Origin of the sequence: Sphingopyxis sp. KK2 (assembly GCF_001990265.1) — a bacterium.
GTDB lineage: Bacteria > Pseudomonadota > Alphaproteobacteria > Sphingomonadales > Sphingomonadaceae > Sphingopyxis.
The window spans coordinates 52,244-78,684 of record NZ_LYVN01000002.1; the positions used below are offsets into that span (position 1 = coordinate 52,244).

Annotated in this window: 25 protein-coding genes and 1 pseudogene; 15 read left to right on the top strand and 11 right to left on the bottom strand. The window is 66.5% G+C overall.

Translation table 11 applies throughout. The annotated features are described in order from the left end of the window. The first annotated feature begins 75 nt into the window (after window positions 1-75). From B1A78_RS00665 to B1A78_RS00695, 7 genes and pseudogenes are all read left to right on the top strand, one after another. A complete protein-coding gene (locus B1A78_RS00665) occupies window positions 76-699 on the top strand; it encodes a phosphatase PAP2 family protein (RefSeq protein ID WP_077145110.1) in 624 nt (207 codons plus the stop codon). A 54-nt stretch (window positions 700-753) separates the two neighbouring features. Next, a complete protein-coding gene (locus tag B1A78_RS00670) occupies window positions 754-1,146 on the top strand; it encodes a hypothetical protein (protein WP_077145111.1) in 393 nt (130 codons plus the stop codon). 6 nt (window positions 1,147-1,152) lie between these two features. Beyond that, on the top strand, window positions 1,153-1,779 hold the full coding sequence (locus tag B1A78_RS00675; protein WP_077145112.1) for a hypothetical protein: 627 nt from the start codon (window positions 1,153-1,155) through the stop codon (window positions 1,777-1,779). Between the two features lie 52 nt (window positions 1,780-1,831). After that, window positions 1,832-2,746 carry an aminotransferase class IV gene (locus B1A78_RS00680; protein WP_077145113.1) on the top strand — a complete coding sequence of 305 codons (915 nt, stop codon included), beginning with the start codon at window positions 1,832-1,834 and terminating at the stop codon, window positions 2,744-2,746. Between the two features lie 2 nt (window positions 2,747-2,748). Next, complete coding sequence (locus B1A78_RS00685) at window positions 2,749-3,513, top strand: sulfotransferase family protein (protein WP_083733684.1); 765 nt, start codon at window positions 2,749-2,751, stop codon at window positions 3,511-3,513. Window positions 3,514-3,567: 54 nt separating this feature from the next. Further along, on the top strand, window positions 3,568-4,902 hold the full coding sequence (locus tag B1A78_RS00690) for an amidohydrolase family protein (protein WP_077145114.1): 1,335 nt from the start codon (window positions 3,568-3,570) through the stop codon (window positions 4,900-4,902). Beyond that, window positions 4,820-5,455, top strand: a pseudogene (locus B1A78_RS00695) (contractile injection system tape measure protein); the annotation flags it as partial. The gene B1A78_RS00690 and the pseudogene B1A78_RS00695, both read left to right, overlap by 83 nt. A gap of 8 nt (window positions 5,456-5,463) precedes the next feature. Here B1A78_RS00695 and B1A78_RS00700 read toward each other — a convergent pair. The 3 genes from B1A78_RS00700 to B1A78_RS00710 are packed head-to-tail and all read right to left on the bottom strand — an operon-like array spanning window position 5,464 to window position 8,235. Beyond that, on the bottom strand, window positions 5,464-6,243 hold the full coding sequence (locus tag B1A78_RS00700) for a tyrosine-protein phosphatase (RefSeq protein ID WP_077145116.1): 780 nt from the start codon (window positions 6,241-6,243) through the stop codon (window positions 5,464-5,466). A 2-nt stretch (window positions 6,244-6,245) separates the two neighbouring features. Next, the gene (locus B1A78_RS00705; RefSeq protein WP_077145117.1) at window positions 6,246-7,049 is read right to left on the bottom strand and encodes a crotonase/enoyl-CoA hydratase family protein; all 804 of its coding nucleotides are present in this window, start codon (window positions 7,047-7,049) and stop codon (window positions 6,246-6,248) included. A 55-nt stretch (window positions 7,050-7,104) separates the two neighbouring features. Then, window positions 7,105-8,235, bottom strand: coding sequence for a CaiB/BaiF CoA-transferase family protein (locus B1A78_RS00710; protein ID WP_077145118.1), 1,131 nt, complete (start codon window positions 8,233-8,235; stop codon window positions 7,105-7,107). A gap of 219 nt (window positions 8,236-8,454) precedes the next feature. On the opposite strand from B1A78_RS00710, the gene B1A78_RS00715 reads away from it, so the two are divergent. Further along, window positions 8,455-9,825 (top strand): alkaline phosphatase PhoX, encoded by a 1,371-nt coding sequence (locus tag B1A78_RS00715; protein WP_077145119.1) that lies wholly within the window; start codon window positions 8,455-8,457, stop codon window positions 9,823-9,825. 40 nt (window positions 9,826-9,865) lie between these two features. On the opposite strand, the gene B1A78_RS00720 is transcribed toward B1A78_RS00715, so the two are convergent. The 5 genes from B1A78_RS00720 to B1A78_RS00740 form a co-directional block, all read right to left on the bottom strand. Beyond that, complete coding sequence (locus tag B1A78_RS00720; RefSeq protein WP_077145120.1) at window positions 9,866-11,116, bottom strand: acetyl-CoA C-acetyltransferase; 1,251 nt, start codon at window positions 11,114-11,116, stop codon at window positions 9,866-9,868. A gap of 35 nt (window positions 11,117-11,151) precedes the next feature. After that, window positions 11,152-11,934 (bottom strand): SDR family oxidoreductase, encoded by a 783-nt coding sequence (locus B1A78_RS00725; RefSeq protein ID WP_077145121.1) that lies wholly within the window; start codon window positions 11,932-11,934, stop codon window positions 11,152-11,154. Window positions 11,935-11,943: 9 nt separating this feature from the next. Continuing rightward, on the bottom strand, window positions 11,944-13,149 hold the full coding sequence (locus B1A78_RS00730) for an acyl-CoA dehydrogenase family protein (protein ID WP_077145122.1): 1,206 nt from the start codon (window positions 13,147-13,149) through the stop codon (window positions 11,944-11,946). Then, complete coding sequence (locus tag B1A78_RS00735) at window positions 13,146-14,240, bottom strand: acyl-CoA dehydrogenase family protein (RefSeq protein WP_077145123.1); 1,095 nt, start codon at window positions 14,238-14,240, stop codon at window positions 13,146-13,148. Before B1A78_RS00735 ends, B1A78_RS00730 begins: the two co-directional genes overlap by 4 nt. An 84-nt stretch (window positions 14,241-14,324) precedes the next feature. Then, entirely contained in the window at window positions 14,325-15,125 is an 801-nt protein-coding gene (locus B1A78_RS00740) for an enoyl-CoA hydratase/isomerase family protein (RefSeq protein ID WP_077145124.1), read from the bottom strand. A 91-nt stretch (window positions 15,126-15,216) separates the two neighbouring features. Here B1A78_RS00740 and B1A78_RS00745 point away from each other — a divergent pair, with 91 nt between their 5' ends. Beyond that, a complete protein-coding gene (locus B1A78_RS00745) occupies window positions 15,217-16,308 on the top strand; it encodes an acyl-CoA dehydrogenase family protein (protein ID WP_077145125.1) in 1,092 nt (363 codons plus the stop codon). Between the two features lies 1 nt (window position 16,309). After that, entirely contained in the window at window positions 16,310-17,533 is a 1,224-nt protein-coding gene (locus B1A78_RS00750) for an acyl-CoA dehydrogenase family protein (protein ID WP_077145126.1), read from the top strand. Window positions 17,534-17,537: 4 nt separating this feature from the next. On the opposite strand, the gene B1A78_RS00755 is transcribed toward B1A78_RS00750, so the two are convergent. Beyond that, a complete protein-coding gene (locus tag B1A78_RS00755) occupies window positions 17,538-19,259 on the bottom strand; it encodes an amidohydrolase family protein (RefSeq protein WP_077145127.1) in 1,722 nt (573 codons plus the stop codon). 38 nt (window positions 19,260-19,297) lie between these two features. Continuing rightward, window positions 19,298-20,794, bottom strand: coding sequence for a class I adenylate-forming enzyme family protein (locus B1A78_RS00760; RefSeq protein WP_077145128.1), 1,497 nt, complete (start codon window positions 20,792-20,794; stop codon window positions 19,298-19,300). A gap of 75 nt (window positions 20,795-20,869) precedes the next feature. On the opposite strand from B1A78_RS00760, the gene B1A78_RS00765 reads away from it, so the two are divergent. From B1A78_RS00765 to B1A78_RS00775, 3 genes are all read left to right on the top strand, one after another. After that, on the top strand, window positions 20,870-22,156 hold the full coding sequence (locus B1A78_RS00765) for a MaoC family dehydratase N-terminal domain-containing protein (protein WP_077145129.1): 1,287 nt from the start codon (window positions 20,870-20,872) through the stop codon (window positions 22,154-22,156). Between the two features lie 163 nt (window positions 22,157-22,319). Next, window positions 22,320-23,114: an enoyl-CoA hydratase-related protein gene (locus tag B1A78_RS00770; RefSeq protein ID WP_077145130.1), complete on the top strand. Its 795-nt coding sequence runs from the start codon at window positions 22,320-22,322 to the stop codon at window positions 23,112-23,114. Then, window positions 23,107-23,904 (top strand): enoyl-CoA hydratase/isomerase family protein, encoded by a 798-nt coding sequence (locus tag B1A78_RS00775; RefSeq protein ID WP_077145131.1) that lies wholly within the window; start codon window positions 23,107-23,109, stop codon window positions 23,902-23,904. The genes B1A78_RS00770 and B1A78_RS00775 overlap by 8 nt, the downstream gene beginning before the upstream one ends. A gap of 1 nt (window position 23,905) precedes the next feature. On the opposite strand, the gene B1A78_RS00780 is transcribed toward B1A78_RS00775, so the two are convergent. Next, entirely contained in the window at window positions 23,906-24,694 is a 789-nt protein-coding gene (locus B1A78_RS00780) for a thioesterase family protein (RefSeq protein ID WP_077145132.1), read from the bottom strand. Window positions 24,695-24,789: 95 nt separating this feature from the next. On the opposite strand from B1A78_RS00780, the gene B1A78_RS00785 reads away from it, so the two are divergent. Beyond that, window positions 24,790-26,001: an acyl-CoA dehydrogenase family protein gene (locus tag B1A78_RS00785; protein ID WP_077145133.1), complete on the top strand. Its 1,212-nt coding sequence runs from the start codon at window positions 24,790-24,792 to the stop codon at window positions 25,999-26,001. A gap of 1 nt (window position 26,002) precedes the next feature. Next, the coding region (locus B1A78_RS00790) for an acyl-CoA dehydrogenase family protein (RefSeq protein ID WP_144037621.1) at window positions 26,003-26,441 on the top strand (439 nt) is incomplete at its 3' end.

Sequence of the window (26,441 nt, forward strand, 5' to 3'; positions counted from 1 at the left end):
GGCGGGAATCCAGCTTCTCCGCGCGGAGTGAAAAAGCTGGACCCCCGCCTTCGCGGGGGTGACGAAAAGGACCATATGAACAGCAAAATCCATCGCTTCCTCATCGCCGCCGCCATATTGCTCACCGGCGTCATCCTGCTCGGTTTCGCGGTCGTCGCGGGGTGGACGCAGGCGACGGACCTGCGCATTTCGACCGGGCTGGTGCTGCATGTCGGCAAGAGCGACCCCGCCTTCATCGCCTTCATGCAGGGCGCGAGCTGGATCGGCGGCGGGTTGCAGCGCTGGGTGATCGTGATCGGGCTGACCTTGCTCGTCTGGCGGCTGTGCGGCCCGCGCTGCGCGGTCGCGCTGGCGGGGGCCGCGTTGCTGTCGAACCTCGCGTCGAGCCTGCTCAAGCTCGGCTTCGGCGTGTCGCGCCCCGACCTTATCCCGCATCTCGACCATCAGACGAGCTTTTCCTACCCCAGCGGCCATGCGACCAACGCCGCGGTCGTCTATCTGATGCTCGCCTGGCTGGTGCCCCCGCGCTGGCGGCGCGCGGCGTGGAGCCTCGCGGGGGTGATGATCCTGCTCAACGGCATGTCGCGGATGATGCTCGGCGTGCATTGGGCAAGCGACATCGTCGGCGGGACGATGCTCGGCACCGCCTTCGCGCTGCTCGGCGCCGCGTGGGTGCGGCGCGGGAAAGCCACCGCATAAGAATATCCTAACCGCTTGGCGCTATGATCGCGCCGAACGGAGGAGGATTTTCGCATGGGTTCGATCGGCAGTGTCTTTCGCTGGCTCGCGGCGCTGATTCCCGTTGCCTATATCGGCTTCTTCTTGTGGCATTTCATGGGCGTCGGCGGCAACACCGCCGAGGGCATCGTCGGCATCGGGCTCGGCCCGACCGTGCTCGGCCTGTCGATCGTCGCGCTGCTCTTCCTGATCGGGCCGCTGGTCAAGCTGCTCCGCGTCGCGTCGGGCGCGAACCGCGTGCCGGGCGCGAGCGTCAAGGTCGGCGACGACCTGCCCGCGACCGAGGGTTTCGACGCCGATGCCGCCTTCGCCCGCTATATGAGCAAGCGCGGCGAAAACCCCGCGGTGGTCGAGGAAGCGGCGTCGGCCGAACCCCAACGCCCGCAATTCGGCCGCAAGACCGGCTGACCGCCGATGGTGATCGTCCAGTATAGCGGCGGCCAGCTCGTCACTCGCGCGCTGCTGTTCTTCGTCGGCGGCTTTGCGCTGATGGGGACGCTGATCGGCGCGCCGCTCGGCCTCTACCTGATCGCTTATGGCATCCGCGCGCTGGTGAAGGCGATGGCTCCGAACAAGGCGGCGATCACCCAGCATGCGCGCGGGATCGAAATCCGCACGCTGTGGACGAAGCGCTTCGTCTCGTTCGACCATTATACGCATGTCAGCGCCGAAACGATCTTCTTCAGCGCCGCCGGGCTGCCGATCCCGGGGCCGGTGATGCTGGTGATCCATGCCGACAAGGGCGGGATCGCGGGCAAGCGCAAGATCCGCATTCCGCTCGGTTACCTCAAGCTCGTCGAACGCGCGGTGCCGCTGGTCGGCGAGGCGATCGAGATTTTCGCGATGCCGCACCGCGAAGCGGGCGCGACCTGGCACAAGGTGCTCGACGAGAAACGCGCCGCCGAGGGCGGACCGCCGCCGCCGCGCCAGCTTGCGACCGCCGAGGAACGCGCCGCCGCGCGCCGCGATCCGCTCGAAGGCGCGGCGCGCGGGCAGCTCGACCGTCCGCCGGTACGCGGTTTCGGGCGCAAGGTCGCCTGATCCCCTCGATCGCCAATTGCCATGGGCGCGTGCCAGCGGCTAGGTTCGCCGCATGGCTCAAGGCACGCATGATTTCGTCCCCGATCCGCGCAACGACGCGATCCTGATCAACGTCAACGGCACGCTCGTGCCGCGCGCCGAGGCGACCGTGTCGGTGTTCGACAGCGGCTTCATGCTCGGCGACGGGGTGTGGGAAGGCATCCGCGTCCACAAGGGGCGCATGGCGTTTCTCGACCAGCATCTCGATCGCTTGTTCGAGGGGGCGAAGGCGATCGCGATGGACATCGGGATCAGCCGCGAGGCGCTGATCCAGCGGCTCTACGACACGATCGCGGCGAACCAGATGGACGGATGCCACATCCGCCTGATGGTGACGCGCGGCATCCGCTCGACCCCCTATCAGGACCCGCGCGTCGTGATCTCGCCCGCGACGATCGTCATCATCGCCGAGCATAAGGACCCGCTGCCGTCGACGGTAGAGAAGGGGCTGACGCTGTTCACCGTCCATGTCCGCCGCGGCGACCCCGCGGTGCAGGACCAGAAGCTCAATTCGCACAGCAAGCTGAACTGCATCACCGCGTGCATCCAGGCGGCGCAGGCGGGAGCCGACGAAGGGCTGATGCTCGACCCGCACGGCTTTGTCGCGACGTGCAACTCGACGCATTTCTTCATCGTGCGCAAGGGCGAGGTGTGGACGTCGAGCGGCGATTATTGCCTCGGCGGCATCACGCGCGCCAATGTCATCCGCATCTGCCGCGAGGCGGGCATCCCGGTGTATGAAAAGAATTTCTCGCTCACCGACGTCTATGGCGCCGAGGAGGCGTTCGTGACGGGCACCTTCGCGGGGGTGGTGCCGGCGCATACGATCGACGGGCGCAAGCTGACCGACGGGCGCGGGCCGATGGTCGAGCGGTTGCAGGGGCTCTACAAGGTCTTGATCGAGCGCGATATCGCGGGCGAGGCCTGAACATGGCGGGCGGCGTCCGCATCGCCCCGAGCGAGGAGCAGCTCAAAATTGCGATGTGGTCGGGGCCGCGCAACCTGTCGACCGCGATGATGCGCAGCTTCGGCGCCCGCGCCGATACCCATGTCAGCGACGAGCCTTTTTACGGCGCCTATCTGAAAGAGACGGGCGATCCGCAGCCGATGATGGACGAAGTGATGGCATCGATGGACTGCGACTGGCACGGCGTCGCACGCGCGATGACCGGGCCGAACCCCGCGGGCACGTCGATCTGGTATCAGAAGCATATGGCGCACCATATGGTCGGGCCGATCGCGCACGACGACCTGCCCGGGCTGCGCCACGCCTTCCTGATCCGCGACCCGGCGCGTGTCGTCGCGAGCTATGCCGCGAAGCGCGTCGCGGTGCGCCCCGACCATCTCGGCACCGACAAACAGGTCGAGTTCTTCGACCGCGAGGCCGACCGGCTCGGCCATGCGCCGCCGGTGATCGACAGCGCCGACATCCTGCGCGACCCGCCCGCGATGCTCGCAAAACTGTGCGCCGCGCTCGGCATCGCATGGGACCCCGCGATGCTGCGCTGGGAGGCGGGGCTGCGCGACACCGACGGCATCTGGGCGTCGCACTGGTACGACGCGGTGATGTCGAGCACCGGCTTCGGCGCGCCCGACAAGCCGGTGCCCGACCTCGATACGCAGGGGCAGGCGGTCGCCGAGGCGTGCCGTCCCGGCTACGACTATCTGGCGCGGTACAAGATTCCGCTGTCCTAATTTCCCCGGCTTTGCCATCAACCGGTCAGGGCATTCAAAACAGGCGGAACCATCATGCAATCACGAGTGAAGTTCGGGACTTTTCTGCGGCGAATCGCGTTTGGCGGAACCGCGCTTCTGGCGGTCGCGGCGCCGCCTGCGCAGGCGCAGGACGCCAGCGGCAAGACGGTCATCACCGCCGCGCGCTATGTCGACGTGCTGACCGGCAAGACGGTCGATTATCCTGCGATCTTCGTCGGCGCCGACGGCCGCATCACCGGCATTGCGGACTCGCGTACGGTGCGCTGGGGATCGGACGTCAAGCATATCGACCTCGGCAACCGGACGCTGTTGCCCGGCCTGATCGACATGCATGTCCATATCGACGGTCCCGCCGACATTGGCGGCTATAACGGCCTCGAATTCACCGACAGCTTCTGGGGCATGACTGCGGTCAAGAATGCGCGCGACATGCTCGATGCGGGTTTCACGACGATCCGCAACGTCGGCTCGTCGGAACGCAACGACATCGGGCTCAAGCAGGCGATCGATGCGGGGTACGCTGTCGGGCCGCGGATCATCGGCGCGGGCTATGCGCTCGGCGCGACCGGCGGGCACTGCGATTCGACCTTCTTCCCGCCGAGCTTCGAAAAGGACAATGCGAAGAAGGAAGGCATCGGCGATACCCCCGACGAGCTGCGCTACCAGGTCCGCCGCCAGCGCAAATATGGCGCCGAGGTGATCAAGGTCTGCGCGACGGGCGGCGTCTTTTCGCGCAACACCGAACCCGGCCAGTTGCAGGTTCCCGAGAATGAGCTGCGCGCCATCGCCGACGAGGCGCATCAATGGGGGCTGCAGGTCGCGGCGCATGCGCATGGCGCATCGGGCATCCGCGCCGCGATCGCGGCGGGCATCGACACGATCGAGCATGCCAGCCTGGTCGACGACGAGGGCATCCGCATGGCGGTCGCGCGCAAGCGTCCGGTGTGGTTCTCGATGGATATCTACAACACCGACTACACCCAGTCCGAGGGCGCGAAGAATGGCGTGCTCGAGGATAACCTGCGCAAGGACCGCGAGATCGCACAGATCCAGCGCGACAATTTCCGCAAGGCGCACAAGGCCGGCGTGCGCATGGTGTTCGGCAGCGACGCGGGCGTGATGCCGCACGGGCTGGTCGGCGGCCAGTTCAAGATCATGGTCCAGTACGGGATGACCCCGCTCGAGGCGATCCAGGCGGCGACGCGCAACGCGGCGCAGGCGCTCGACCGCGAAAAGGACGTCGGCGCGATCGCGGTCGGCCGCTACGCCGACATCATCGCGGTCGACGGCGACCCGCTCGCCGATGTGCGCGAGCTCGAAAGCGTCGATGCGGTGGTCAAGGGCGGGGTGCTGGTCAAGGGCAGCTGACGCGCGCCGGCCGGGGAGACAGGGTGTGACCGAGGCCGACGACACGCGCTATATCGGCAATGCCGGGCTGGTCCTGTTCAACCCCTATTTGCCGATGCTTTTCGAGCGGCTGGGCTTGCTGGCGCGCGGCGACGACGGCCGACCCCGGATCGACGGGATCGAAGCCCGGTCGCGCGCGGTGCATTTGCTCCAATATCTGGTCGATGGACGCACCGACCGGCCCGAACCCGAGCTGGTGCTCAACAAGGCGCTGGCCGGGATCGCGATCGATGCGCCGGTGGCACCGTCGATCACGCCGACGATGGCCGAGCAGGAGATTTGCGACGCCTTGCTCCTCGCGGTCATTGCCAACTGGTCGGCGGTCGGGATCGTATCGGCCGAGAGCCTGCGCGAGACATTCCTCCAGCGCGAGGGTAGGCTTCGGCATGCCGAGGGGCGCTGGATGTTACAGGTCCAGCGCAAGACCATCGACGTGCTGGTCGACCAGGTGCCATGGAGTTTCTCGCTCATCCACCACCACTGGATGGACGAGCCTGTGCAGGTGAGTTGGTAAGGCGGCGCCTAGGCGACCAGCTTGTTGACCATCGCCTCGTGCATTTCGGGGGTCAGGTTCAGCACCACCTCGGCATAGGTCGCGATGTCGCCATGGTCGCGGCGGACGGTCGACAGCGCGGCGTCGAGGAAGATCGGGTTGACCGACATCAGCGTGCGGATCGCGTCGTCGGGAATTTCGGCATTGTAGCGCGCGCGGATGACGTCGCCGCCCTGCGCGATCCGCTCCTCGATCTTGCCCGCGCTGTTGGTGAGCAGATAGTCCTGCATCAGGTCGTCTTCATGGACGCCGAGCAGCCGGTGAACGATCGCCACCGCAAAGCCGGTGCGGTCCTTGCCCGCGACGCAGTGGACGAGGCTCGGCGCGTCATATTCGGCGAGCGCGGCAAGATAGAGCCGCAGCGTGTTCACCAGCACCGGGCGGTACGGCATGCCGGCATAGGTATCGATCATCCGCGCGCGCGCAGTCTCATTGTCGATCGTTCCCTTTGCAGCCTGCAGATGCGGGGCGAGGCCGGCGGTATTGCCGTCGGCGAACAGCACCCGCGCCGAAAAGCCGTCGGACCTTTTGCACGGATGCGCCGCGCGCTCGTCGTCGCCGCGCAGGTCGATGATCGTCTCGATCCCCAGCGCGTCGATGGCGTCGAGGTCGGCGGGGCTCGCATCCTGGTGATGCGCCGAGCGCCACAGCATCCCGCTGCGCAGCTTGCCGCCGCCTTCGACGTCATAGCCGCCATAGTCGCGGAAATTGTGGATGCCGGACAGCGGCACGACGCGCTCGGCGAGCATGGTCAGTCTCCTGTGAAGATGGGGGGGCGTTTTTCGACAAAGGCGTTGATCGCCTCGCGGTTGTCGGCGGTTTCGTGGACGATAGCCTGATAGGCGGCGCTGAGTTCGAGGATGTCGCTCATCCGGCTGTGCTGCGCTTCGCGAAGCAGCCGCTTGGTGAGCCGCAGCGCGCGCGGCGGGTTGCACACGATGCGGTCGGCGATCGCGATCGCGCGGTCGAGCAGTTCTTCATCGGGGACGACTTCGGTGACGAGGCCATATTCCTTGGCCTGCGCCGCGTCGAAGCGGTCGCCGGTCAGGAACAGTTCGGCGGCGCGCGGGTAGCCGAGGATTTTCTGGAGCAACCAGGCGCCGCCGTCGCCGGGGACGATCCCGACCTTGATGAAGCTGCACGCGAATTTGGCGCTTGTCGCGGCGATGCGGATGTCGCAGGTGCAGGCGAGGTCGGCGCCGAGGCCGATGGCATGGCCGTTGACCGCCGCGATCATCGGGATCTCGCAATCCATCAGCGCGCGGATCACCGCCTGCACGCCGCGGCGATAATTGGCGCGCGTCGAATCGGGCTGGTCGAGCACGCCGATGCCGGTGCGGTCCTGCATGCCCTTCAAATTGCCGCCGGCGCTGAACGCCTTGCCGCTGCCGGTCAGGATGATCGCGCTGATGCCGCGGTCGGCGCCCAGTTCGCGCATCGTGTCGATGATGTCGTCGCAATCCTCGTGGGTGCCGATCGCATTCATGCTCTCGGGCTTGATCATCGTCAGGATCGCGATCTTGCCGCGCCGCTCGACGCTCAGAAATTCGCCCATTTCAGTCTCCTTGTCGGCGGCCGCAGGCTACGCCCCGCGACCGCCGCGTGCAAGTTCAGCGCACCGCGCCGCCGCTGCGCAGCGCCGCAATCTTGTCGGCGTCGTAACCGAGCTTGGCGAGCACCGCATCGCCGTCGCCGCCCACGGCCGGGGCAGGGCGCGGGGTATCGGCGACCGTCGCCGAATAGCGCGGCGCGGGGGCGGGATGCGGGACCCCGGCGACGGTGACGAAGGTCTCGCGCTCGACATTGTGCGGGTGGTGCGGCGCTTCGGTCAGCGATAGCACCGGCGCAAAGCAGACGTCGGTCATCTCCATCAACTCGCACCATTCATCGCGGGTCTTGGTCGCGAACAGCGCGGCGACCTTGGCTTTCTTGGCGGGCCAATTTTCCTGGTCGTCCTGCACGTCGAAGGCGGGGTCGGCGTCGAGCCCGGTCTTGCTACGCAACAACGCGTAAAATTGCGGCTCGATCGACCCGATCGAGATGAACTTGCCGTCGCTGCAGGTATAGGTGTCGTAATAGGGCGCGCCGCCGTCGAGGCGGTTCACGCCGGCCTGGTCCTCGATCATGCCGGCGCCGTGGAACCACCAGCTCATGCCCGCGAGCAGCGCCGAGCCGTCGGTCATCGCGCAGTCGATCACCTGGCCTTCGCCGGTCTTGGCGGCATGGAGCAAGGCGCTCGACATGCCGAAGGCGAGCATCATGCCGCCGCCGCCGAAGTCGCCGACATAGTTGACCGGCGGCACGGGCTTCTGCCCCGCGAGGCCGATGGTGTGGAGCACGCCCGACAGCGAGATATAGTTGATGTCGTGGCCGGCGGCCTGCGCATAGGGGCCGAACTGGCCCCAGCCGGTCATGCGGCCATAGACGAGCTTCGGATTGTCGCCGAGCAGCACGTCGGGGCCGAGACCGAGGCGTTCCATCACGCCGGGACGATAGCCCTCGATGATGCCGTCGGCGCTTTTGCACAGGTCGCGGGCGATCTGCACCGCTTGCGCGTTCTTCATGTCGAGCGAGATCGAGGTGCGGCTCCGCGACAGCGGATCGCGCGGGTCCATGAAGCCGCCGGGGCGGTCGATGCGGATGACCTCGGCGCCATGATCGGCGAGCATCATGCCGCAGAAGGGGCCGGGGCCGATGCCGGCGAATTCGATGATGCGGATACCCTGAAGCGGACCTGCCATGTCTTTTATCTCCCAATATGTCCCCTTGGCCATGCCGGTGCGAAAGGGGCAGTGCAAGCGCGAAGGAACCCTTAGGAGGGAAAGGATTTCTTTGCCGTCGAAGGGGCGATCACGCGCCGTCGCCGAATGTTGCATTAATGTGCCGGTGGACTTCGTTTTGTTGCCAAAATGTCAGACTTCCGCAATCCGCCTGTCACGTCATGCGCGTATCGCGCGGCCATGGAACGGGCATCCATCGCACTCGATCGCCGCGGCTTCGCCAAAGGGCTGATGGCCACCGCCTTTGCCGGGCTTGCACTCCACAGCCGGCATGTCTCGGCCGCGGTGCTGGCGAGCGAAAACCGCTTCGGCGCGCCAATCCCCGATCCGGCGCGCATCCTCGATCTGCCCAAGGGTTTTTCGTACAAAATCCTGTCGCAGTTCGGGCAGGTGATGAGCGACGGGCGGCAGGTGCCGAACAGCGCCGACGGCATGGGCTGCACGACGCTGCCCGACGGGCGATTGTGCCTGATGCGCAACCACGAGCTCGGCGCCGACGAGTTGAAGCATGGGGCGTGCCCGGTGGGGACGGTCGGCGATGCCGCGGCGTTCGATTGTTATCGCAGCGGCAGCGGCGAGGCGCTGCCGGGCGGCGTGTCGACGATCATCCTCGATCCCGAAAGCCTCGACGTCGAGGAGCAATATCTCTCGCTGGTCGGCACGATCTACAATTGTGCGGGCGGCATCACGCCGTGGGGAACCTGGCTGAGCTGCGAGGAAGATGTCTCGCGCGGCGGCGCCCTGCACAAGGAGGACCATGGCTGGGTCTTCGAAATCCCCGTCGCGCCGGGCGGATTGGTGAGCGCCGCGCCGATCAAGGCGATGGGGCGCTTCAACCATGAGGCGGCGGTGGTCGATCCCGCGAGCGGCGCGGTCTATATGACCGAGGACCGGCAGGACAGCCTCTTCTACCGCTTCGTGCCCGCGGTGCCGGGCCAGCTCCACAAGGGCGGGCGGCTGCAGGCGCTGGCGCTGGTCGACCCGGCGCTGTCCGACACGCGCAACTGGACGCGGCGGCTGCTGCCGACCGGCGGCTGGCACGATGTCCGCTGGATCGACCTCGACGAGGTCGAAAGCCCCAAGGACGATCTGCGCAAACGCGGAGCGCGGGCCGGCGCGACGATCTTCGCACGCGGCGAGGGCGTGCATGGCGGCGACGGCGAGATTTATTTCACCTGCACCTCGGGCGGCCCGGCGCGGCGCGGGCAGATCATGCGTTATCGCCCGTCGCCCGCCGAAGGCACGGCGGGCGAGGCGGCGCAGCCCGGGCAGTTGCAATTGTTTGTCGAGACGACCGACCCCGAGCATTTCAGCTTCGGCGACAATCTGAGCGTCGCGCCGAACGGCGACCTGGTGGTCTGCGAGGACCGGCGCGGCAGCCGTCCGGACAATTATCTGCGCGGTGTGACGCCCGAGGGGAAGGTCTATCCCTTTGCGCGGGTGAGCGCGGCGACCAAGGTTTCGGGCGTATGCTTCGCGCCCGACGGCCGGACGATGTTCCTGAACCTCTATAATCCCGCGCGGACGATCGCGGTGCGCGGGCCGTTCTGATCGAAGCCCCTCCCGCAAGGGGAGGGGCTTCGTTTCTGGATCAGATGCGTTCGATAATGATCGCCGGCGCCATGCCGCCCGCGGCGCACATGGTCACGAGACCATAGCGGCCGCCTGAACGCTCGAGTTCGTCGAGCGCGGTGCCGATCAGGATCGAGCCGGTGGCGCCGATCGGATGGCCGAGCGCCATCGCGCCGCCGTTGATGTTCACCTTTTCACGGTCGAGTTCGAGATCGCGGATGAACTTCTCGGCGACCACCGCGAACGCCTCATTGATTTCCCAGACGTCGATGTCGTCGGTGGTCAAGCCCGCCTTTTCGAGCACCTTCTTCGCCGCCGGAACCGGGGCGTTGAGCATCAGCGTCGGGTCGTCGCCCTGGTTGGCGTAAGCGACGATGCGTGCGCGCGGCTTGAGGCCATGCTTGTCGGCATAATCCTTCGAGGTCAGCAGCAGCGCGGCGGCGCCGTCGACGACGCCCGACGAGTTGCCGGCGTGATGGACGCCCTTGAACTCGAGGTCGGGGTAGCGGCGCATGATCTGCTTGCGGAAGGTCGTGCCGCCGCCGAGGTCGAAGTCGGCGAGCGCGTCGAAGCTGGCCTTGAGGCCTGCAAGGCCTTCGGCGGTGGTTTCGGGACGCGGGAATTCCTCGCGGTCGAGCGCGACGCTGCCGTCCTCGTTATAAACGGGGACGACCGACTTGGCGAAGCGGTTCTCCTTGATCGCGCGGTCGGCGCGCTGCTGGCTGACGAGCGCGAGCGCATCGACGGCTTCGCGGCTGATGCCTTCCTTCGCGGCGATCGCGTCGCCGCACACGCCCTGGTGCGACTGCGGGTGGATTTCGTCGAGCGCAGCGTTGCCCGATCCCATGCCGAGCGGCTTCAGACCGGCATTGGCTTCCTCGGCACCGATCTGCGCGGTGTAGCTCATCATTTCGGTGCCGCCGGCGATGACGCAATCTTCCATGCCCGACATCACCGATGCGGCGGCGAAGTTGACGCTGCTGATGCCGCCGCCGCAGAAACGGTCGAGCGTGGTGCCCGACGCCTTGGTATCATAGCCCGCGGCGAGCGCGGCCATGCGGCCCAGGTCGCCGCCCTGCTTGCCCTTTTGCGTCGAGGTCGACCAGACGATGTCGTCGACGGTCGCGGTGTCGAGATTGTTGCGATCCTTGATCGCCTTCAGCACCGTCGCGGCGAGATGCTGCGGGTGGAGGTGCGAGAGCGCGCCCTTGCCGGGCTTGCCGATCCCGCGCGGGGTGCGCACGGCGTCGATGATATAGGCTTCGGTCATTTCACAGGGTTCCTTCTTCGAGGGGAGTTTAAAAATCAGCGCGGGGCCATGCGGATCGCGCCGTCGAGGCGCACCGCCTGGCCGTTGAAATAGCTGTTGCGGACCATCTCCATCGCCAGGCTGGCATATTCCTCGGCCTTGCCGAGCCGCTTGGGGAAGGGGACCGATGCGCCGAGGCTGGCGAGCACCGGTTCGGGCAGGCCCGCGACGAGCGGGGTCTTGAACACGCCGGGCATGATCGAATTGACGCGGATGCCGAGGTCCATCAGGTCGCGCGCCATCGGCAGCACGAGGCCGTTCACACCCGCCTTGGCCGAGCCATAGATGACCTGGCCGATCTGCGCGTCCTGCGCCGCGACCGAGGCGGTGAGGATGATCGCGCCGCGCTCGCCGTCCTCGAGTTCGGGCAAGGTCGCCATGCCTTCGGCCGAGATCGAGGCGATGCGATAGCTCGCGGTTAAAATGCCCGCGACGCCATAGGCATAATCCTCGGTCGGGGTGCGGCGGAAGCCGCCGCTCGCCTTGTCGAAGGCGAGCGTCTTGCCGCGGCGCGAGGTCATCGCGCAATGGACGCAGACGCGTTCCTGGCCATGCGCGGCGCGTGCCTTGGCATAACCATCGAGGACCGAATCCTCGTCGGTGATGTCGACATGCACGAACAGCCCGCCGATCGCCGCCGCGACCTCTTCGCCGAGCGCGTCGTTGATGTCGAAGATCGCGACCTTCACCCCCGACGCGGCAAGCGCCTCGGCGGTCGCGCGGCCGAGGCCCGAGGCCCCGCCGGTGACGACGGCTGCGATTTCATTGTCGATCTTCATGGTGCCTCCTCAGGCCGGAATCTGGTTGAACGGCACACCCTTGTCGGGGCGATGGTCCTGCGGCAGGCCGAGGATCTTTTCGGCGATGGTGTTGAGCAGGGTCTCGTCCGATCCGCCGGCGATGCGGCCGGTCGGAGCGTTGATCCAGCTCGACGTCCAATTCTCCTTTTGCGAGGCATGGTCGTCATAATGGAAGCCGTCCGAGCCCTGCAGGTCGATCGCGAGTTCGGACAGCTTCTGGCGCGAGCGCACCGCGACGAGCTTGTTGAGCGAGCCTTCGGGTCCCGGGACCATGCCCGCCTGCATCATCGCCATTGCGCGCGCGGTGATCGATTGCAGGCCATTGCGCATCGCATAGTTGCGCGCGATCTGCTGGCGGATACGGCCGTCGGCGATCGCGGGCTTGCCGTTGAGTTCGGTATCCTTCGCCAGGTCGACGAACAGGTCGAGGTGCGGGCCGAAACCCGCGCTGTCGGTCGCGACATAGCGTTCGATCATCAGCGTCGCGATCGCGACCGCGAAGCCGCCGCCGACGGGCGACATGCGATGATCGTCGGTGATCTTCACATCGTCGAAGAACACCTCGTTGACATGAGAGTCACCACCCACGAGCTTGATCGGGACCACGGTGACGCCCGGCGCCTTCATATCGACCCAGAAGTAGGTGAGCCCCTTGTGCTTGGGCACATTGGGGTCGGTACGCACGACGATGACGCCATAGTCGCAATATTGCGCCCAGCTCGTCCAGATCTTCTGCCCGTTGATCTTCCAGCCGTTGCCGTCGACCTCGGCCTTGGTGCGCAGGCCCGCAAGGTCCGAGCCGCCCGAGGGTTCGGAGAAGAGCTGGCACCAGATTTCCTCGCCCTTGAGCGCCTTCAGCACGCGCTCCTTGACGAATTCCTTGTCGCCGCCGAACTGCATCAGCACCGGGATCGGCATGCCGAGCGAGATGCCGAAATAGAAGGCGGGGAAACCGTGCTTCATTTCCTCGGTGTCGAAGGTGACCTTTTCGAGGTGGCCGAGGCCCTGGCCGCCATATTCGGTCGGCCAGTTGATTCCCGCATAGCCGGCGTCGAACTTGGCACGCTGATATTTGCGCGCGACGGCGAGGTCCTCTTCGACGCTGAGGCCCTTGCGGGCGTCCTTGCCATAGGTCGGGACCATCGATTCGAGCCAGGCAGCAGCCTTGGCGCGATAGGCGGTGAGATCGCTCATGCAGCTTCTCCGGTCAGGCGGTCGACAAGGATGTCTTCCCAGAACAGCAGATTGCCCTGTTCGATGGCGAGGCTGCGCGCGCGGCGCGTGTGGAGGTGGAGTCCCAACTCCCATGTGACGCCCATGCCGCCGTGGATCTGCACGCAGTCGCGCGACGCGGTGTCATAGGCTTCGGTCGCTGAGATGCGCGCCGCGGCGGCGGCGGTGATGAAGTCGGGCTGGCCTTCGCGTGAGGCGGCATGGATGCAGTTGGCGCGCGCCAGTTCGACGAAGCCGTAAAGCTCGGCGATGCGATGCTTGATCGACTGGAAGGCGCCGATGACCTGTCCGAAGGCGCGGCGGGTGACCGCATAGTCGCGCGCGATTTCCATCATCGCCTCGGCGCCGCCGGTCTGTTCATGCGCGGTGATCACCGCCTGCAGCGCGAGGATATGGAGCGCGGCGTCGCGCGCCGCGCCGCCCACGACGAGCGTTTCGGCGGGCGTGGCGTCGAAGACGAGGTCGGCATAGAGCCGGCTGTTGTCGAAGCTGTCGATCGCGTTGCGCGTGACATTCGCCAGATCGGCAACGACGAGGACCGGCATGCCGGGGCCGTTGGCATAGACGACCGCGATATCGGCCGAGAGGCCGCCCGCGACGCCGGTCTTGGTGCCATTAAGCTGGTGGTCGGTCACCGTCACGCTGGGCAGGACCGGCAGCGCGCTCGATCCCGAGGCGAAGGCGATGGCGCCGATCGTCTCGCCGCTGGCGAGGCCAGGCAGATATTTCGCCTTCTGCTCGTCGCTGCCGTAAAGTTCGATCGCCTTGGCGGCGCCGAAGCTGCCGGTGAGGAACGGCGCGCCGCTGAGGCTGCGGCCCGCCTGATGCGCGATCAGCCCGAGTTCGACGAGCCCGAGATCGAGCCCGCCATAGGCTTCGGGAAGGGCGAGGGCGGTCCAGCCCTGTTCCTTTGCCGTGGTCCAGAAACCGTCGTGATATTTTCCGGTGGTTTCGAGCAGCGGCAGCAGCTCGTCCTTGTTCACCCGGGCTTCGAGCACGCGCCGCGATTCGGTCGCGATCGCTTGCTGGCCCTCGTCGTATAAGATCGACATGCGCGTTCGAGTCCTCACCCTTTTTATGTTGAGACCATCCAACCGGACGTTGACGTAAACGTCAAGCAGTAGTTGACGCTACGGCTATCGCACCGTGAATTTCTTGGCCTTGTCGGCCATCAAGGCTTCGCGGTTCACCTGTGGCACGCCGACCGGATTGCCGATCTGGCAATATTTGAGGCCCTGTTGCAGCGCGACCGAACGGGGGAGGTCGAGCGATTCCCAGATCGCCTTGACCGATCCGGCGGTCGCCGCCGGCGGCTTGGCCGCGATCGTCGCCGCCAGTTCCTGCGCGCGCGGCCACAGCTCGTCGAGCGTCGTGATCTCGCTGACCAGCCCGATGCGCAGCGCGGTGCCTGCGCCGATGCGTTCGTCATTGCCGAGCAGCACCATGCGCAGCACATCGTGCAGCGGCATGTGATAGGTCATGCCGATCGGTTCGAGCGCGCTCGTCATGCCATAGGTGACATGCGGGTCGAAGAAGGTCGCGTCTTCGGAGCAGATGATGATGTCGCTCTCGTTGAGCCAGTAGAAGGCGCCCCCCGCCGCCATGCCGTGCACCGCGGCGATCACTGGCTTCCAGCATTTCATCGACTTGGGGCCGAGATAATTGCCCGGGTCCTCGCAGTGCCAGATGTTCGCGAGGTCGACGACGGTGCCGCCCTCCTTCTGCGATTCCTTGACGTCGACGCCGGTGCACCACGCCTTGCCCGGCGCGGCGCGCAGCACGCAGCAATGGACGTCGTCGTTGCTGCCGATCCACTTCCACAGATGCTCGAATTCGTCCATCATCCGCTTGGTGAAGCTGTTCATCGCCTCGGGGCGGTTGATCGTGATCGTCGCGACATGATCGGCGACATCGACCAGGATGGTTTCATATTGCATGATGGGTGCTTCCTCTCCGCGCACTTGTCATGGTTGACCTAGTTATACAACTCGCTATGACACAGACCGATATGGAGGGGCAAGGCCTGCGATGAATTTCGACCTTAGCGATGAACAGAAAATGCTCGGCGAGCAAGCCCGGGCGCTGCTTTCGGACCTGTCTTCCTTCGACCGGCTTCGCAGCCTGATCGATTCGGGTGCCGAATGGGACGAGTCGCTGTGGCGCGCGCTTGCCGAAATGGGTTTTCTCGGTGCCGCGATCCCCGAGGAGCATGGCGGGCTCGGGCTCGGCGCGCTCGACCTCGGCGTCATCATGGAGGCGCTCGGCGCCGCCAATGCGGCGGTGCCCTTCATGAGTTCGATCGTGCTGGGCGCCGAGGCGATCCGGCTTGCGGGCAGCGAAGCGCAGAAGGCGGCATGGCTGCCCAGACTCGCGAGCGGCGAGGCGCTGGCGACCTTTGCCTATGCCGAGGGGCCGGGGCCGGTGTTCGCGACGGGTGTTTCGTTGGAGGGCGGCAAGCTCAACGGCGCCAAGGCGCCGGTCGCCGACGCGGGGATCGCCGACGTCGCGGTGGTGCTCGTCGCGGGTGGCGGCTTCGCGCTCGTCGAACTCGACCAGCCGGGGATCCTGCGGACGAAACTAGACAGCTTCGATCAATTGCGCGCGCATTACCGGCTCGACTTCGCCGATGCCGTGGCGGAGGCGATGCCCGGCGCGGGCAAGCTCGACCGGCTGATCGACCAGGCCGCGGTGCAGGCGGCGTTCGAAGCCGCCGGCGCTGCCGACGCCTGTCTGACGATGGCGCGCGACTATGCGATGGAACGCCAGATGTTCGGGCGCCCGCTCGCGGGCTATCAGGCGATCAAGCACAAGCTCGCCGATGTCGCGGTGGCAACCGAACTGGCGCGGTCGAACGCCTATTATGGCGGCTGGGCGGCGGGATCTTCCCCCGACGACCTGCCCGCCGCCGCCGCCGCCGCACGGCTTTCGGGCATCAAATGCCTCGAACTGGCGGCGCGCGAGAATCTGCAGGTCCATGGCGGCATCGGCTATACCTTCGAGGCGAATTGCCATTTCTATTACCGGCGCGAGCGGATGCTCGCGGTACACCTCGGCAATCGCGGCTTTTGGGCCGACCGCCTGCTGAACGCGCAGCCGGGCAGCCAAGGAAAGGCGGCGTAAGATGGATTTCAACGACAGTCCGCAGGAAGCCGCCTTCCGCGCCGAAGCTCGCAGCTGGCTCGCCGCGCATGCGCCGGCGCATGTGCTCACGCCGGGTGCGAAGATCCCCGACACCGAGGAGGCCGACCGCGGCCGCGCGTGGATGCGCGAACTCTATGCGGGCGGCTGGTCGGGGCTGACGTTCCCGAAGGCGCTAGGCGGGCGCGGATTGTCGGGACCCGAAGCGGTGATCTTCGCCGAAGAAGAGGGCAAATATCACCTGCCCAAGGGGCCCTTCACCTCGATCGGCACCGGCATGGCGCTCCCGGTGATCGCGAAGCACGGCAACGACGCGCAGAAGGCGCGCTTCATCGAGGCGACGCTGAAGGGCGACATCACCTGGTGCCAGCTGTTCTCCGAACCCGCCGCCGGGTCGGACCTCGCGGCATTGCGCACCAAGGCGGTGCGCGCCGACGACGGCAGCGGCGACTGGATCGTCAACGGGCAGAAGGTCTGGTCGAGCTGGGCGCATCTCACCGACTGGGGCATCCTCGTTGTGCGCACCGACCCAACGCTCCCCAAGCATAAGGGGCTGACCTTCTTTGTCGTCGATATGAAGACGCCGGGGATCGAGACGCGGCCGATCCGCCAGATTTCGGGCGCGAGCGAGTTCAACGAGACCTTCCTTACCGACGTGCGCATCCCCGACGCGAACCGCCTCGGCGCCGAAGGCGAGGGCTGGGCGTGCTGCATGACCGTCCTGATGGGCGAACGGCTGGGTTCGGGTGCGCATCGCAGCGGGGTCGAGCCGCTGATCGATTATGCCGCGGCAACGCCCGACGGGCACGGCGGCACGATGCTCGACGACCGCGCGATCCGCCAGCAACTCGCCGAGGCGCTGGCCGAGGAGCAGGGCGAGCGCTTCTTCCAGGCGCGGCTGCGCACGATGGTGTCGAAGGGCGAGAATCCCGGCGCGCTCGCGGGCATGGTCAAGCTTGCCTATGCCGGCCGTTACCAGAAGACAAACGGGCTTGCGCTCGAGCTGCGCGGCCTTGCCGGCATCGCGCCCGAGGCGGGCGATACCGCGACCGGCGACGTTCAGTACGACTATATCTATTCGACCGTGATGCGCATCGCGGGCGGCGCCGACGAGGTGCTGCGCAACCAGATCGCCGAACGCGTGCTCGGCATGCCCGGCGAGGTGCGCATGGACAAGGATGTGCCGTTCGAGAGCCTGAAGGGCTGAGCCCTCAGGCGGCGAGCGCCTGACGTCCGCCGCGTATCAGCTTGCCGGGCAGCGCGCCCGTTGCTTCGTCGAAGCGGCGGATGACCTGTCCCGACACGATCGTCGCGTCATAACCCGCCGCCGCCTGGTCGAGCCGCCGCCCGCCGCCCGGCAGGTCGCGCGCGATGTGCGGCGCGGGCAGGTGCATGCGATCGAGGTCGAGGATATTGAGGTCGGCCTTCGCCCCCACCGCGATCGTCCCGCGATCGTGCAGGCCCAGCGCCCGCGCGGGCTTGGCGGCGAGGATCTCGATCGCTTCGGGCACCGACAATTTGCCGAGTTTGCGGACCCAGTGGGTGAGCAGAAAGGTCGGATAGCTCGCATCGCAGATCGCGCCATAATGGGCGCCGCCGTCGCCCAGCCCGATGATCGCATCGGGATGGCGCAGCATCTCTTCGAGGTCGTCGATCCGCCCGTCGGGGAAATTGGCGAGCGCGCCGAGAATCAGGTTCCGGCCATCGCCCGCGATCAGATAATCATAGGCCCAAGCTTCGGGCGTCACCCCGGCGGCCTGCGCGCGGTTGTAGATGCTCTCGTCCGGCGTCGGGGCATAATTGGGCGGATCGCCGAGCGGGTACATCCAGCGCCACATGCGGCCGAGCTGCGCGAGCGGATGCCCTTCGTCCATCTCTTCGGCGAGCAGACGTTCGCGCATCGCCGGGTCGCGCATCGCCGCGAGCTTTTCGGTGAGCGGCAGATCGGCGATGGCGGCATAGCTCGGGCACAGCACGAAGGGGTTGATCGAGAGTTCCAGCCCCGACAGCAGCCCGATCGGGCGCGGCAGGACCTGTGCCGTCACTCGGCCGCCGCGCGCATTCGCCGCCTCGACCAGCCCGAAGGCGTCGCGCCATTTGGCGCCGTCATTGTTGGCGGCGATCATCGAAAAGGTCGCCGGGCGGCCGGTCGCTTCGGCGACGTCGACAAGCTTCGATACCTCGTCGACCCACTCGCGATAGGGTGCGTCGAGCACCATCTGCAGCGTCCCCGATCCGGCGTCGGCCATGCCCATGGCGATCGCCTTCAGTTCGTCGACAGGAGCCTCGAAGCTGGGGATCTTGCCGCCGTCGGCGGTGCGGTGGATGTTGAGGCGTGAGGTCGAAAAACCGATCGCGCCCGCGTCGATGGCTTCGCGCGCGAGCGCCCGCATCGCGGCCAGATCGGTATCGGTCGCATCCTCGCGCGCGGCGCCGCGCGCACCCATCGCAAAGACGCGGAGCGGCGAATGCGGCAGGTAAGCGGCGACATCGATGTCGCGCTCGCCGGCGTCGAGCGCATCGAGATAATCGGGAAAGCTCTCCCAGTTCCAGTCGAGCCCTTTGGCCATGACGACGCCCGGAATATCCTCGACCCCCTCCATCACCTTGATCAGCAGCTCCTGGTCTTCCTTGCGGCACGGCGCGAAGCCGACGCCGCAATTGCCGACGACGACGGTGGTGACGCCGTGCGAGGAGGAGGGGGAGAGATGCTGCGACCAGATCGCCTGTCCGTCATAATGGGTGTGGACGTCGACGAAGCCGGGGGTGACGAGGCGCCCGTTCGCGTCGATCGTCTCGCGCGCGCTGCCAAGGTCGCTGCCGATCGCGGCAATGCGCCCGTCCCTGATCGCGATGTCGGCGATGTAAAGCGCGCCGCCGCTGCCATCGGCGATCTCGCCGCCGCTGACGATCAGGTCGAATTCCTCTGCCATGCCGCGTTCCTCCTTCTCGGGACGCGGGGGCGGTGCCTTCAGGCGACTCGCTTGGCCCGCATTTCGCTTGCGGCAACCTCCAGAGCGGGTTTCAGATCCTTCTTCAAGATTTTCCCGTTCGGATTGAGCGGCATCGCATCGAGGATCACCAGCGTCCGCGGCACCTTGTTGTCGCCCAGATGCGCCTTGCAGAAGTCGATGATCTCGTCCGCCGTCGCTTCGCCGCAGCCGGGGCGCAAGGTTACCGCCGCGGCGATATCTTCGCCCAGCACCTCGTGCGAGACGCCGACCACGGCGGCCTGCTGCACCGCCGGGTGGAGGTGGAGCACGGTCTCGATCTCGAGCGGGGTGATGTTGTAGCCGCCGCGGATGATCAGTTCCTTCGACCGTCCGGCCATGATCAGGTCGCCGTCGGCGTCGACGAAGCCGAGGTCGCCAGTCTTGGTCCAGCCGCCCTTGAAGCTTGCGGCGGTCGCCTCCTCGTCGGCCCAGTAGCGCCGCGCGTGCTTCTGCCAGCCGTAAATCTCGCCGACAACGCCCGCCTCGGTGACGACATTGCCGTCCTCGTCGCGGATCTGCATATGGGCGGGCAGCTTGCCGACGCAGCCGGGCTTGAGCACCTGTTCCTGACTGGTCGTGCCGAGGCCGACGCCGCCTTCGGACATGCCATAGCTGTTGCGGATGCGCAGGTGTGGCCACAGGTCCGCCGCACGCTTGACCGAATCGTGCGGCAGCGGCGCGGTGCCGGTCATCAGATATTTGACCCCGTCCATGTCGTAATCGCCGACATCGGGGTGATCGAGCACGAGCCGCAGCATCGACGGCACGAGATAGACGAGGTTGGGGCGCTTCTCGCGCGCGAGGTCGAGGAAGCCCTTGGGATCGAATTTCTGTTGCGTGATCGCGGTCGCGCCGCCGCGCGCGGGGAGCATCACGATGCCGATATTGCCCCCCGATCCGGTGAGCGGCAACGCGTTCAGCGTCGAGCGCGAGCGGTCCATATTATAGCCGGTGACATTGGTCATCAGATCGGGGTGCGACACGACGACGCCCTTGATCTTGCCCGTCGTGCCCGACGTGCCGAGGATTTCGGCATCGGCCTCGGCGTCGAGGCTTGCCTGGTCGGGTAGTGCCGCGAGGTCGCGCGGCATCGCGTCGACGTGCCAGCAGCCCGCGAGGTCGAGGCCCGCGACGAGGTCGGGGGCATCGGTGATGCAGAAGCGCGGTCCGCACAGCGCAGCATAGTCGGCGACCTCGCGCGGGCTGAGCCGCGGGCTGATCGGGCAGGCGATGCCGCCGGCACGGAACACCGCGAACACCGCGATCGCCATTTCGACCGCATGCGCGTTGCTGATCGGCAGGAAGACGCGGTCGCCGGGAACGAGGCCGGCAGCGGCCAATCCGCCGCCCACTTCGTCGGCTTCGCGATCCCATTCGGCGAAGGTGATTTGCCGCCGGATATCGTCGTGCGCGATGTCGTCACGCTGGTGCGTGGCGCGCACCTTCAAGGCATCGCTGATGCGGCGAACTTCCATTGCGGCTTTATCCCCTTGCGTCATTCTTGAGCATGTATTACCTAGTTATATAACTCGTGACAAGGGAGATAAGCGATGGCCGAGGCAAAAACCGACATCAAGCAGAGCGATGAGTGGCAGAAAGCCGTCGCCTACGAGATTACCGATGAGGATATCGAGCGGCAGCGCAAATTGCTGGGGTTCGACCAGGCCGCGAAGACCCGCGAATATATCACCACCGCGACCGAGGATAATATCCGCAACTTCGCGCACGGGATGGGCGACGACAAGCCGCTCTACACCGACCCGAACTATGCGAAGAAGACGCGCTGGGGCAGCGTGATCGCGCCGGGGATGATGGCGGGCATCATCAACAAGCCGATGAAGGGCGACCCGGTCCCCGACGAGATTAAGGCTCTAAAAAAATCCCTGTTCAAGGGGGTCCACGTCTTCGTGTCGGGATCGCAATGGGATTTCTATCGTCCGATTTTCCCGGGCGACACGATCTACAGCTTCAACGGCGACGAAAGCTGCGAGGTCAAACAGTCCGAATTCGCCGGCCGCTCGGTGATCGGCGTCCGCCGCGACGTCAAGATGAACCAGCGCGGCGAGGTCGTTGCGGTCTATCGCATCCTGCGCGTGCTTACCGAGCGCAAGACGGCGGTGAAGAAGGGCAAATATTCGGCGATCGAACCCGCGAGCTACACCGACGAGGAAATGCAGGCGATCGAGGATATCTATGCTGCAGAGCGCGTGCAGGGCGCCGAGAAGCGCTGGTTCGAGAGCGTCGAAAAGGGCGATTCGGTCGGGCTGCAGGCCAAGGGGCCGCTGACCGTCACCGACGTCATCTGCTTCCACGCCGGCGGCTATGGCTTCGTGCCCTATGCGCCGACCGCTAACCGCCTCGCGCACAAGAACCGCCAGCGCATCCCCGCCTTCTATGTGAAGAACGAGCATGGCATTCCCGACGTCGCGCAGCGGCTCCACTGGGACCCGCTGTGGGCGCAGGCGATCGGCAATCCGATGGCCTATGACTATGGAGTCATGCGCGAAAATTACCTGTGGCAATATCTGAGCGACTGGGCGGGCGACGACGCGGTCATCACCCACATCCACGACGAGATCCGCAAGTTCAACTATATGGGCGACGTCCAGCGCGTCACGGGTGAAGTGCTCGCGAAGCGGCAGGAGGGCGGGCAGAGCCTGGTCGACGTCGCGGTGAAGTTCACCAACCAGCGCGATGAAGAAACGGTGCGCGCGACCGCGACGATCGCGCTGCCGAGCAAGGATCGCCCGCAGCCGCTCTATCCGGCGGTTCCCGAGGAACTGGCGGAAAAGGCCGTGCGCATGCTGGCGCGCCACCGCGAGCTGGGCGGGGATTGACCGGACGGCTGATCCTCATTGGCGGATCGGATAGCCTCAACCCACATCGTCATTGCGAGGAGCGAAGCGACGCGGCAATCCAGAGCAGGCGTAAACCGCCCTGGATTGCTTCCCCCTGCTTTCGCAGGGGTCGCAATGACGAGGGAGAGGACGGAGAGGAATTATGAGTGAAATCCTGATCGACGATGATGCGGGGGTCCGCACCATCACGCTCAACCGGCCCGACCGATTGAACGCGCTGACCAGTTCGATCATGGCGCCGCTCGCCGATGCCTGCGCCGATGCGGCGCGCGACGCGTCGGTCGGCTGCGTCGTGGTCACCGGCGCCGGGCGGGGCTTTTGCGCCGGCGGTGACCTCAAGGAAGGCGGCGCTGACAAGGCGGTCGTGCCCGCCAATGCCGAGGTCGGCAGCCGCACCGAACAGGGCCATATGCGGCTGCGCACCTTCATGGAAACGTCGCGCCTGCTCCACGAAATGCCCAAGCCGACGATCGCGATGGTCAACGGCCCCGTGGCGGGGGCGGGGATCGGCATCGCGGGTGCGTGCGACCTGCGCTTCGCTGCAAAAAGCGCGAGTTTCCTTACCGCCTTCGACCGCATCGGCGCGGGGGGCGATTTCGGATCGACCTGGTTCTGGACCAAGATCGTCGGCACCGGCGTCGCGCGCGAACTGTTCCTGCTCGGCGAGAAATTGTCGGGCGAGGAGGCGTTCGCCAAGGGGCTCTACACCCGCCTGTTCGACGACGATGTGTTACGCGACGAGACGATGAAGGCTGCACGCCGCCTCGCCGACGGGCCACGCATGGGCTATCGCTATATGAAGGCGAACCTCAACAATGCCGAGGATTGGGCGTTCGAGGCCGCGCTCGATGCCGAGGCGCTCAACATGGGGCTGTCGACCAGCGCGACCGCGATGATCTGGCGCGAAAAGAAGAAGGCCGAAGATCCCGATGGCTGATTTCGCGCATATTCGCATCGACCGTCACGACGGCGGGATAGCAGCGGTCGTCGTCGCGCGCGCCGATATCGGCAACGCCTCCTCGCCCGAGATGCTCGGCGAAATCCGCGACGCCTTTGCCGCGTTGTCGGCCGACCGCGACGTCCGCGCGATCATCTTCGCCGCCGAGGGCAAGCATTTTTCGGTCGGTGCCGATTTCGCCTTCCTGCAACGCCTGACCGGCATGGCGGCGAGCGAGATCAAGGACACCGTTTACGCCAATTTCCAGGGCGCCGCGCGCGCCATCTATCGCTGCCCTAAACCGACGCTGGCGCTGGTACAGGGAGCGGCCGTCACCGTTGGCTGCGAGCTTGCGCTCGCCTGCGACTTCCGCATCGCCGCCGACAGCGCGATGTTTCAGGAAAGCTGGATCAAGCTCGGCATCATGCCGCCGCTCGGCGGGACCTTCCTGCTCCCGCGCATCGTCGGTCTCGGTCGCGCGATGGAAATGTGCCTGCGCGGCAAGCAGGTCCGTGCCGATCAAGCGCTCAGTATCGGGCTGGTCAGCGAGGTCGTCGCGAAGGACGACCTGACGACGCGCGGGATGGAACTGGCGCGCGAGCTCGCCGCCTCGGCGCCGCTTGGCTATGCGACGGTCAAGCAGTCGATCCAGCGCGCGCTCGAAAGCAGCATGGAGGCCGAGTGGCAGGCGAACCTGCCCAATCAGGCGCTCCTGCTCGGCAGCCAGGATCATCGCGAGGGGCTGGCGGCGGTGACCGAGAAACGGGCTCCGGTTTTCCGGGGCGAATAGGCTATCGCGGCCGCCCCGGCCCGACGAACACCGTCTGCGTTCCCTTGGCATAGACGCCGTCGGCATCGGCAAACAGGCTCTGCGCGACCGCATGGCCATTGCCCGCGCCCTCGGTATGCGCGTCGAGCAGGAACCATTCGCCGCGCGGCATGCGGAAGAACTGGATCGAGATGTCGAGGTTGGCGTAGCTCCATTCATGCGCGTGCGTCGCGCTGCCGACTCCATTGCCGAAATCGGCGAAGAGGCACGCCTTGACGAAGGGCGACGCCGTGAAGCCCGCGACCACTTCGCCGTTCATGCACAGCCACGACACGCCGCGGCCCGGCTCGCGCACCCGGCCCATGATCGGCCGCGTCCTGATCGCGCCGGCCATGCTCGCGCCGATCAGGAAATTATCCTCGGGCACGTCTTCGGGCGCGGGATGCGGCTGGGGCGGGTCGAAGGCCGGGGTGTCGAGGTGGCGCGCGCGCAGCACATGCGCCTGCGCCACCAACTTCTCGCCCGCGAACAGTTCGATCCGGTGAAGCTGCGCCTGCCGCCCTTGCCGTACCGGCACGACGCGCGGGGTCAGCAGCGCGCGGGGTACGACGCCGAGGATATCGATCGTCACGCGGCAAATCCCGAACCCCGGCTCGAGGTCCGCCTGCTCGATGACATGGCCGAAGAGCGCCGAAATCGGCCCGCCCGCGACGGCATCGGCGAACCAGGGGTTGCGCGACAGGCCGGTGGGATCGAAACCCTCTGCGGTGTGAACGAAATAATGCGGGAGCGGATCGGTCGTGTCGGTCATCGGCGCCCCTTATCATGCTTCGCACGGCGCACAACATGGTTGACGTAGTTATATAACTCAAGCATAGATTCGCCGACGATACAGGGAGAGCGAAGATGGACCTGAGCTATGGCGAGGCCGCCGAGGCCTTTCGCGCCGAGGTGCGCGCCTTCCTGTCGTCGCACTGGCCGCCGCCCGCCGACACGCGCGGCGCCGACCTCAAGGCCTTCATTCGCGCCTTTCGCGGGCAGGCGACCGAAGCGGGCTATCTCTATCGCGCGATCCCGAAGCAATATGGCGGCTCCGAGCAGCCAGTCGACGTTATCAGGGCGCAGGTGATCCGCGAGGAGTTCGCCCGCGCGCGCGCGCCGATGGAGGTCGGCGGCAACGGCATGAACATGACCGTGCCCACGCTGATCGAGAAGGGGACCGAGGAGCAGAAGGCGCTGTTCATCCGCAAGACCGTCGAGGGCGATTATATCTGGGGGCAGGGATATAGCGAGCCCGGATCGGGCAGCGACCTTGCGAGCGTGCGGACCAAGGGCGAACTCTCTGCCGATGGCACGAAGTGGATCATCAACGGCCAGAAGATCTGGACCTCGCAGGGCATGCAGTCGACGCATATGTTCATGCTCGTGCGCACCGAGCCCGACGCGCCCAAGCATGACGGCATCACCTACCTCCTCATCGACCTGAACCAGCCCGGCATAACCCGCCGCCCGATCCGCCAGATGACCGGCGAGGAGGGCGATCACACTTTCTGCGAATTCTTCTTCGACAACGCCGAAACCCCGGTGAGCTGGCAGGTCGGCGAGCGTGGGCAGGGCTGGTACGTCAGCCGCACGACGCTGAAGCACGAACGCGCGAGCATCGGCGGCGCCGATGGCCTCGGCAAGCAGTTCGCCAAGCTGGTCGAGCTGGCAAAGGAGGTCGGGCGGATCGATGACCCGATCGTCCGCGACAGACTGGCGCAGATCGAAGGATCGGTGCTGTCGCACCGCTATTCGAGCTATCGCCTCTTCAGCTGCGCGGCGGCGGGCGAGGACCCGGGGCCGGTCGCGCTGATGATGAAATTGCTGCTCACCGAAATCGGGCACGAGATGGCGTTGCTCGCACAGGAACTGATCGGCGAGCATGCTTTTCTCGAACCCGCGGGCGCGGGCGGGCGCGGCAATCGCGGGCCGCGCGGGCCCGAGAAATGGCTCGACCAGATCATGGGCAGCCTCGGCAATTCGATCGCGGGCGGCGCGTCGAACATCCAGCGCAACATCATCGGCGAACGCGGGCTCGGGCTGCCGCGCGACCTTGCGATGAGCGGGGAGCGCTGACGTGCATTTCCACCTGACCGAGGAACAGAAGGCGATCCAGGACGCGGTGCGCGGCACGCTGGCGGATAGTTGGCCGATCGAGCGCATCCACGCCTTTGCCGACGGCGACGCCGATTTCGACCGCGAAAGCTGGCACGCGCTGATGGCACTCGGCCTCGGCGGCATGCTCGCACCCGATAGCGGCATGGGGCTGCTCGACGCGGCGCTCGTCTGCGAGGTCGCGGGCGAGGCGGCGGCGGCGGGGCCGCTGATCGGGCAGCTGCTCGCGGTCGCGGCAGTGGCGGCGAGCGGAAAGGGTGACGCCGAGGCGCTGGCGAGCGGGGCGCAAGTCGCCACGCTGGTCCATGGCGGCAGCGATTATGCTCCTTCGGCGCGCGCCGCCGACCTGTTCCTGATCGTCGACCGCGTGGCGGGCGTCCGGCTCGTTCCCGCTGCCGAGA

Excerpts from the sequence above, each read along its gene's own strand:
- B1A78_RS00750 (WP_077145126.1), top strand. The coding sequence starts at position 16,310 with ATGGATTTCAACGACAGTCCGCAGGAAGCCGCCTTCCGCGCCGAAGCT.
- B1A78_RS00700 (WP_077145116.1), bottom strand. The coding sequence starts at position 6,243 with ATGCTCGCCGAGCGCGTCGTGCCGCTGTCCGGCATCCACAATTTCCGC.
- B1A78_RS00680 (WP_077145113.1), top strand. The coding sequence starts at position 1,832 with ATGGCTCAAGGCACGCATGATTTCGTCCCCGATCCGCGCAACGACGCG.
- B1A78_RS00690 (WP_077145114.1), top strand. The coding sequence starts at position 3,568 with ATGCAATCACGAGTGAAGTTCGGGACTTTTCTGCGGCGAATCGCGTTT.
- B1A78_RS00710 (WP_077145118.1), bottom strand. The coding sequence starts at position 8,235 with ATGGCAGGTCCGCTTCAGGGTATCCGCATCATCGAATTCGCCGGCATC.
- B1A78_RS00740 (WP_077145124.1), bottom strand. The coding sequence starts at position 15,125 with ATGCAATATGAAACCATCCTGGTCGATGTCGCCGATCATGTCGCGACG.
- B1A78_RS00720 (WP_077145120.1), bottom strand. The coding sequence starts at position 11,116 with ATGACCGAAGCCTATATCATCGACGCCGTGCGCACCCCGCGCGGGATC.
- B1A78_RS00735 (WP_077145123.1), bottom strand. The coding sequence starts at position 14,240 with ATGTCGATCTTATACGACGAGGGCCAGCAAGCGATCGCGACCGAATCG.
- B1A78_RS00670 (WP_077145111.1), top strand. The coding sequence starts at position 754 with ATGGGTTCGATCGGCAGTGTCTTTCGCTGGCTCGCGGCGCTGATTCCC.
- B1A78_RS00665 (WP_077145110.1), top strand. The coding sequence starts at position 76 with ATGAACAGCAAAATCCATCGCTTCCTCATCGCCGCCGCCATATTGCTC.
- B1A78_RS00785 (WP_077145133.1), top strand. The coding sequence starts at position 24,790 with ATGGACCTGAGCTATGGCGAGGCCGCCGAGGCCTTTCGCGCCGAGGTG.
- B1A78_RS00770 (WP_077145130.1), top strand. The coding sequence starts at position 22,320 with ATGAGTGAAATCCTGATCGACGATGATGCGGGGGTCCGCACCATCACG.
- B1A78_RS00715 (WP_077145119.1), top strand. The coding sequence starts at position 8,455 with ATGGAACGGGCATCCATCGCACTCGATCGCCGCGGCTTCGCCAAAGGG.
- B1A78_RS00745 (WP_077145125.1), top strand. The coding sequence starts at position 15,217 with ATGAATTTCGACCTTAGCGATGAACAGAAAATGCTCGGCGAGCAAGCC.
- B1A78_RS00780 (WP_077145132.1), bottom strand. The coding sequence starts at position 24,694 with ATGACCGACACGACCGATCCGCTCCCGCATTATTTCGTTCACACCGCA.
- B1A78_RS00685 (WP_083733684.1), top strand. The coding sequence starts at position 2,749 with ATGGCGGGCGGCGTCCGCATCGCCCCGAGCGAGGAGCAGCTCAAAATT.
- B1A78_RS00775 (WP_077145131.1), top strand. The coding sequence starts at position 23,107 with ATGGCTGATTTCGCGCATATTCGCATCGACCGTCACGACGGCGGGATA.
- B1A78_RS00705 (WP_077145117.1), bottom strand. The coding sequence starts at position 7,049 with ATGGGCGAATTTCTGAGCGTCGAGCGGCGCGGCAAGATCGCGATCCTG.
- B1A78_RS00730 (WP_077145122.1), bottom strand. The coding sequence starts at position 13,149 with ATGAGCGATCTCACCGCCTATCGCGCCAAGGCTGCTGCCTGGCTCGAA.
- B1A78_RS00755 (WP_077145127.1), bottom strand. The coding sequence starts at position 19,259 with ATGGCAGAGGAATTCGACCTGATCGTCAGCGGCGGCGAGATCGCCGAT.
- B1A78_RS00760 (WP_077145128.1), bottom strand. The coding sequence starts at position 20,794 with ATGGAAGTTCGCCGCATCAGCGATGCCTTGAAGGTGCGCGCCACGCAC.
- B1A78_RS00725 (WP_077145121.1), bottom strand. The coding sequence starts at position 11,934 with ATGAAGATCGACAATGAAATCGCAGCCGTCGTCACCGGCGGGGCCTCG.
- B1A78_RS00675 (WP_077145112.1), top strand. The coding sequence starts at position 1,153 with ATGGTGATCGTCCAGTATAGCGGCGGCCAGCTCGTCACTCGCGCGCTG.
- B1A78_RS00765 (WP_077145129.1), top strand. The coding sequence starts at position 20,870 with ATGGCCGAGGCAAAAACCGACATCAAGCAGAGCGATGAGTGGCAGAAA.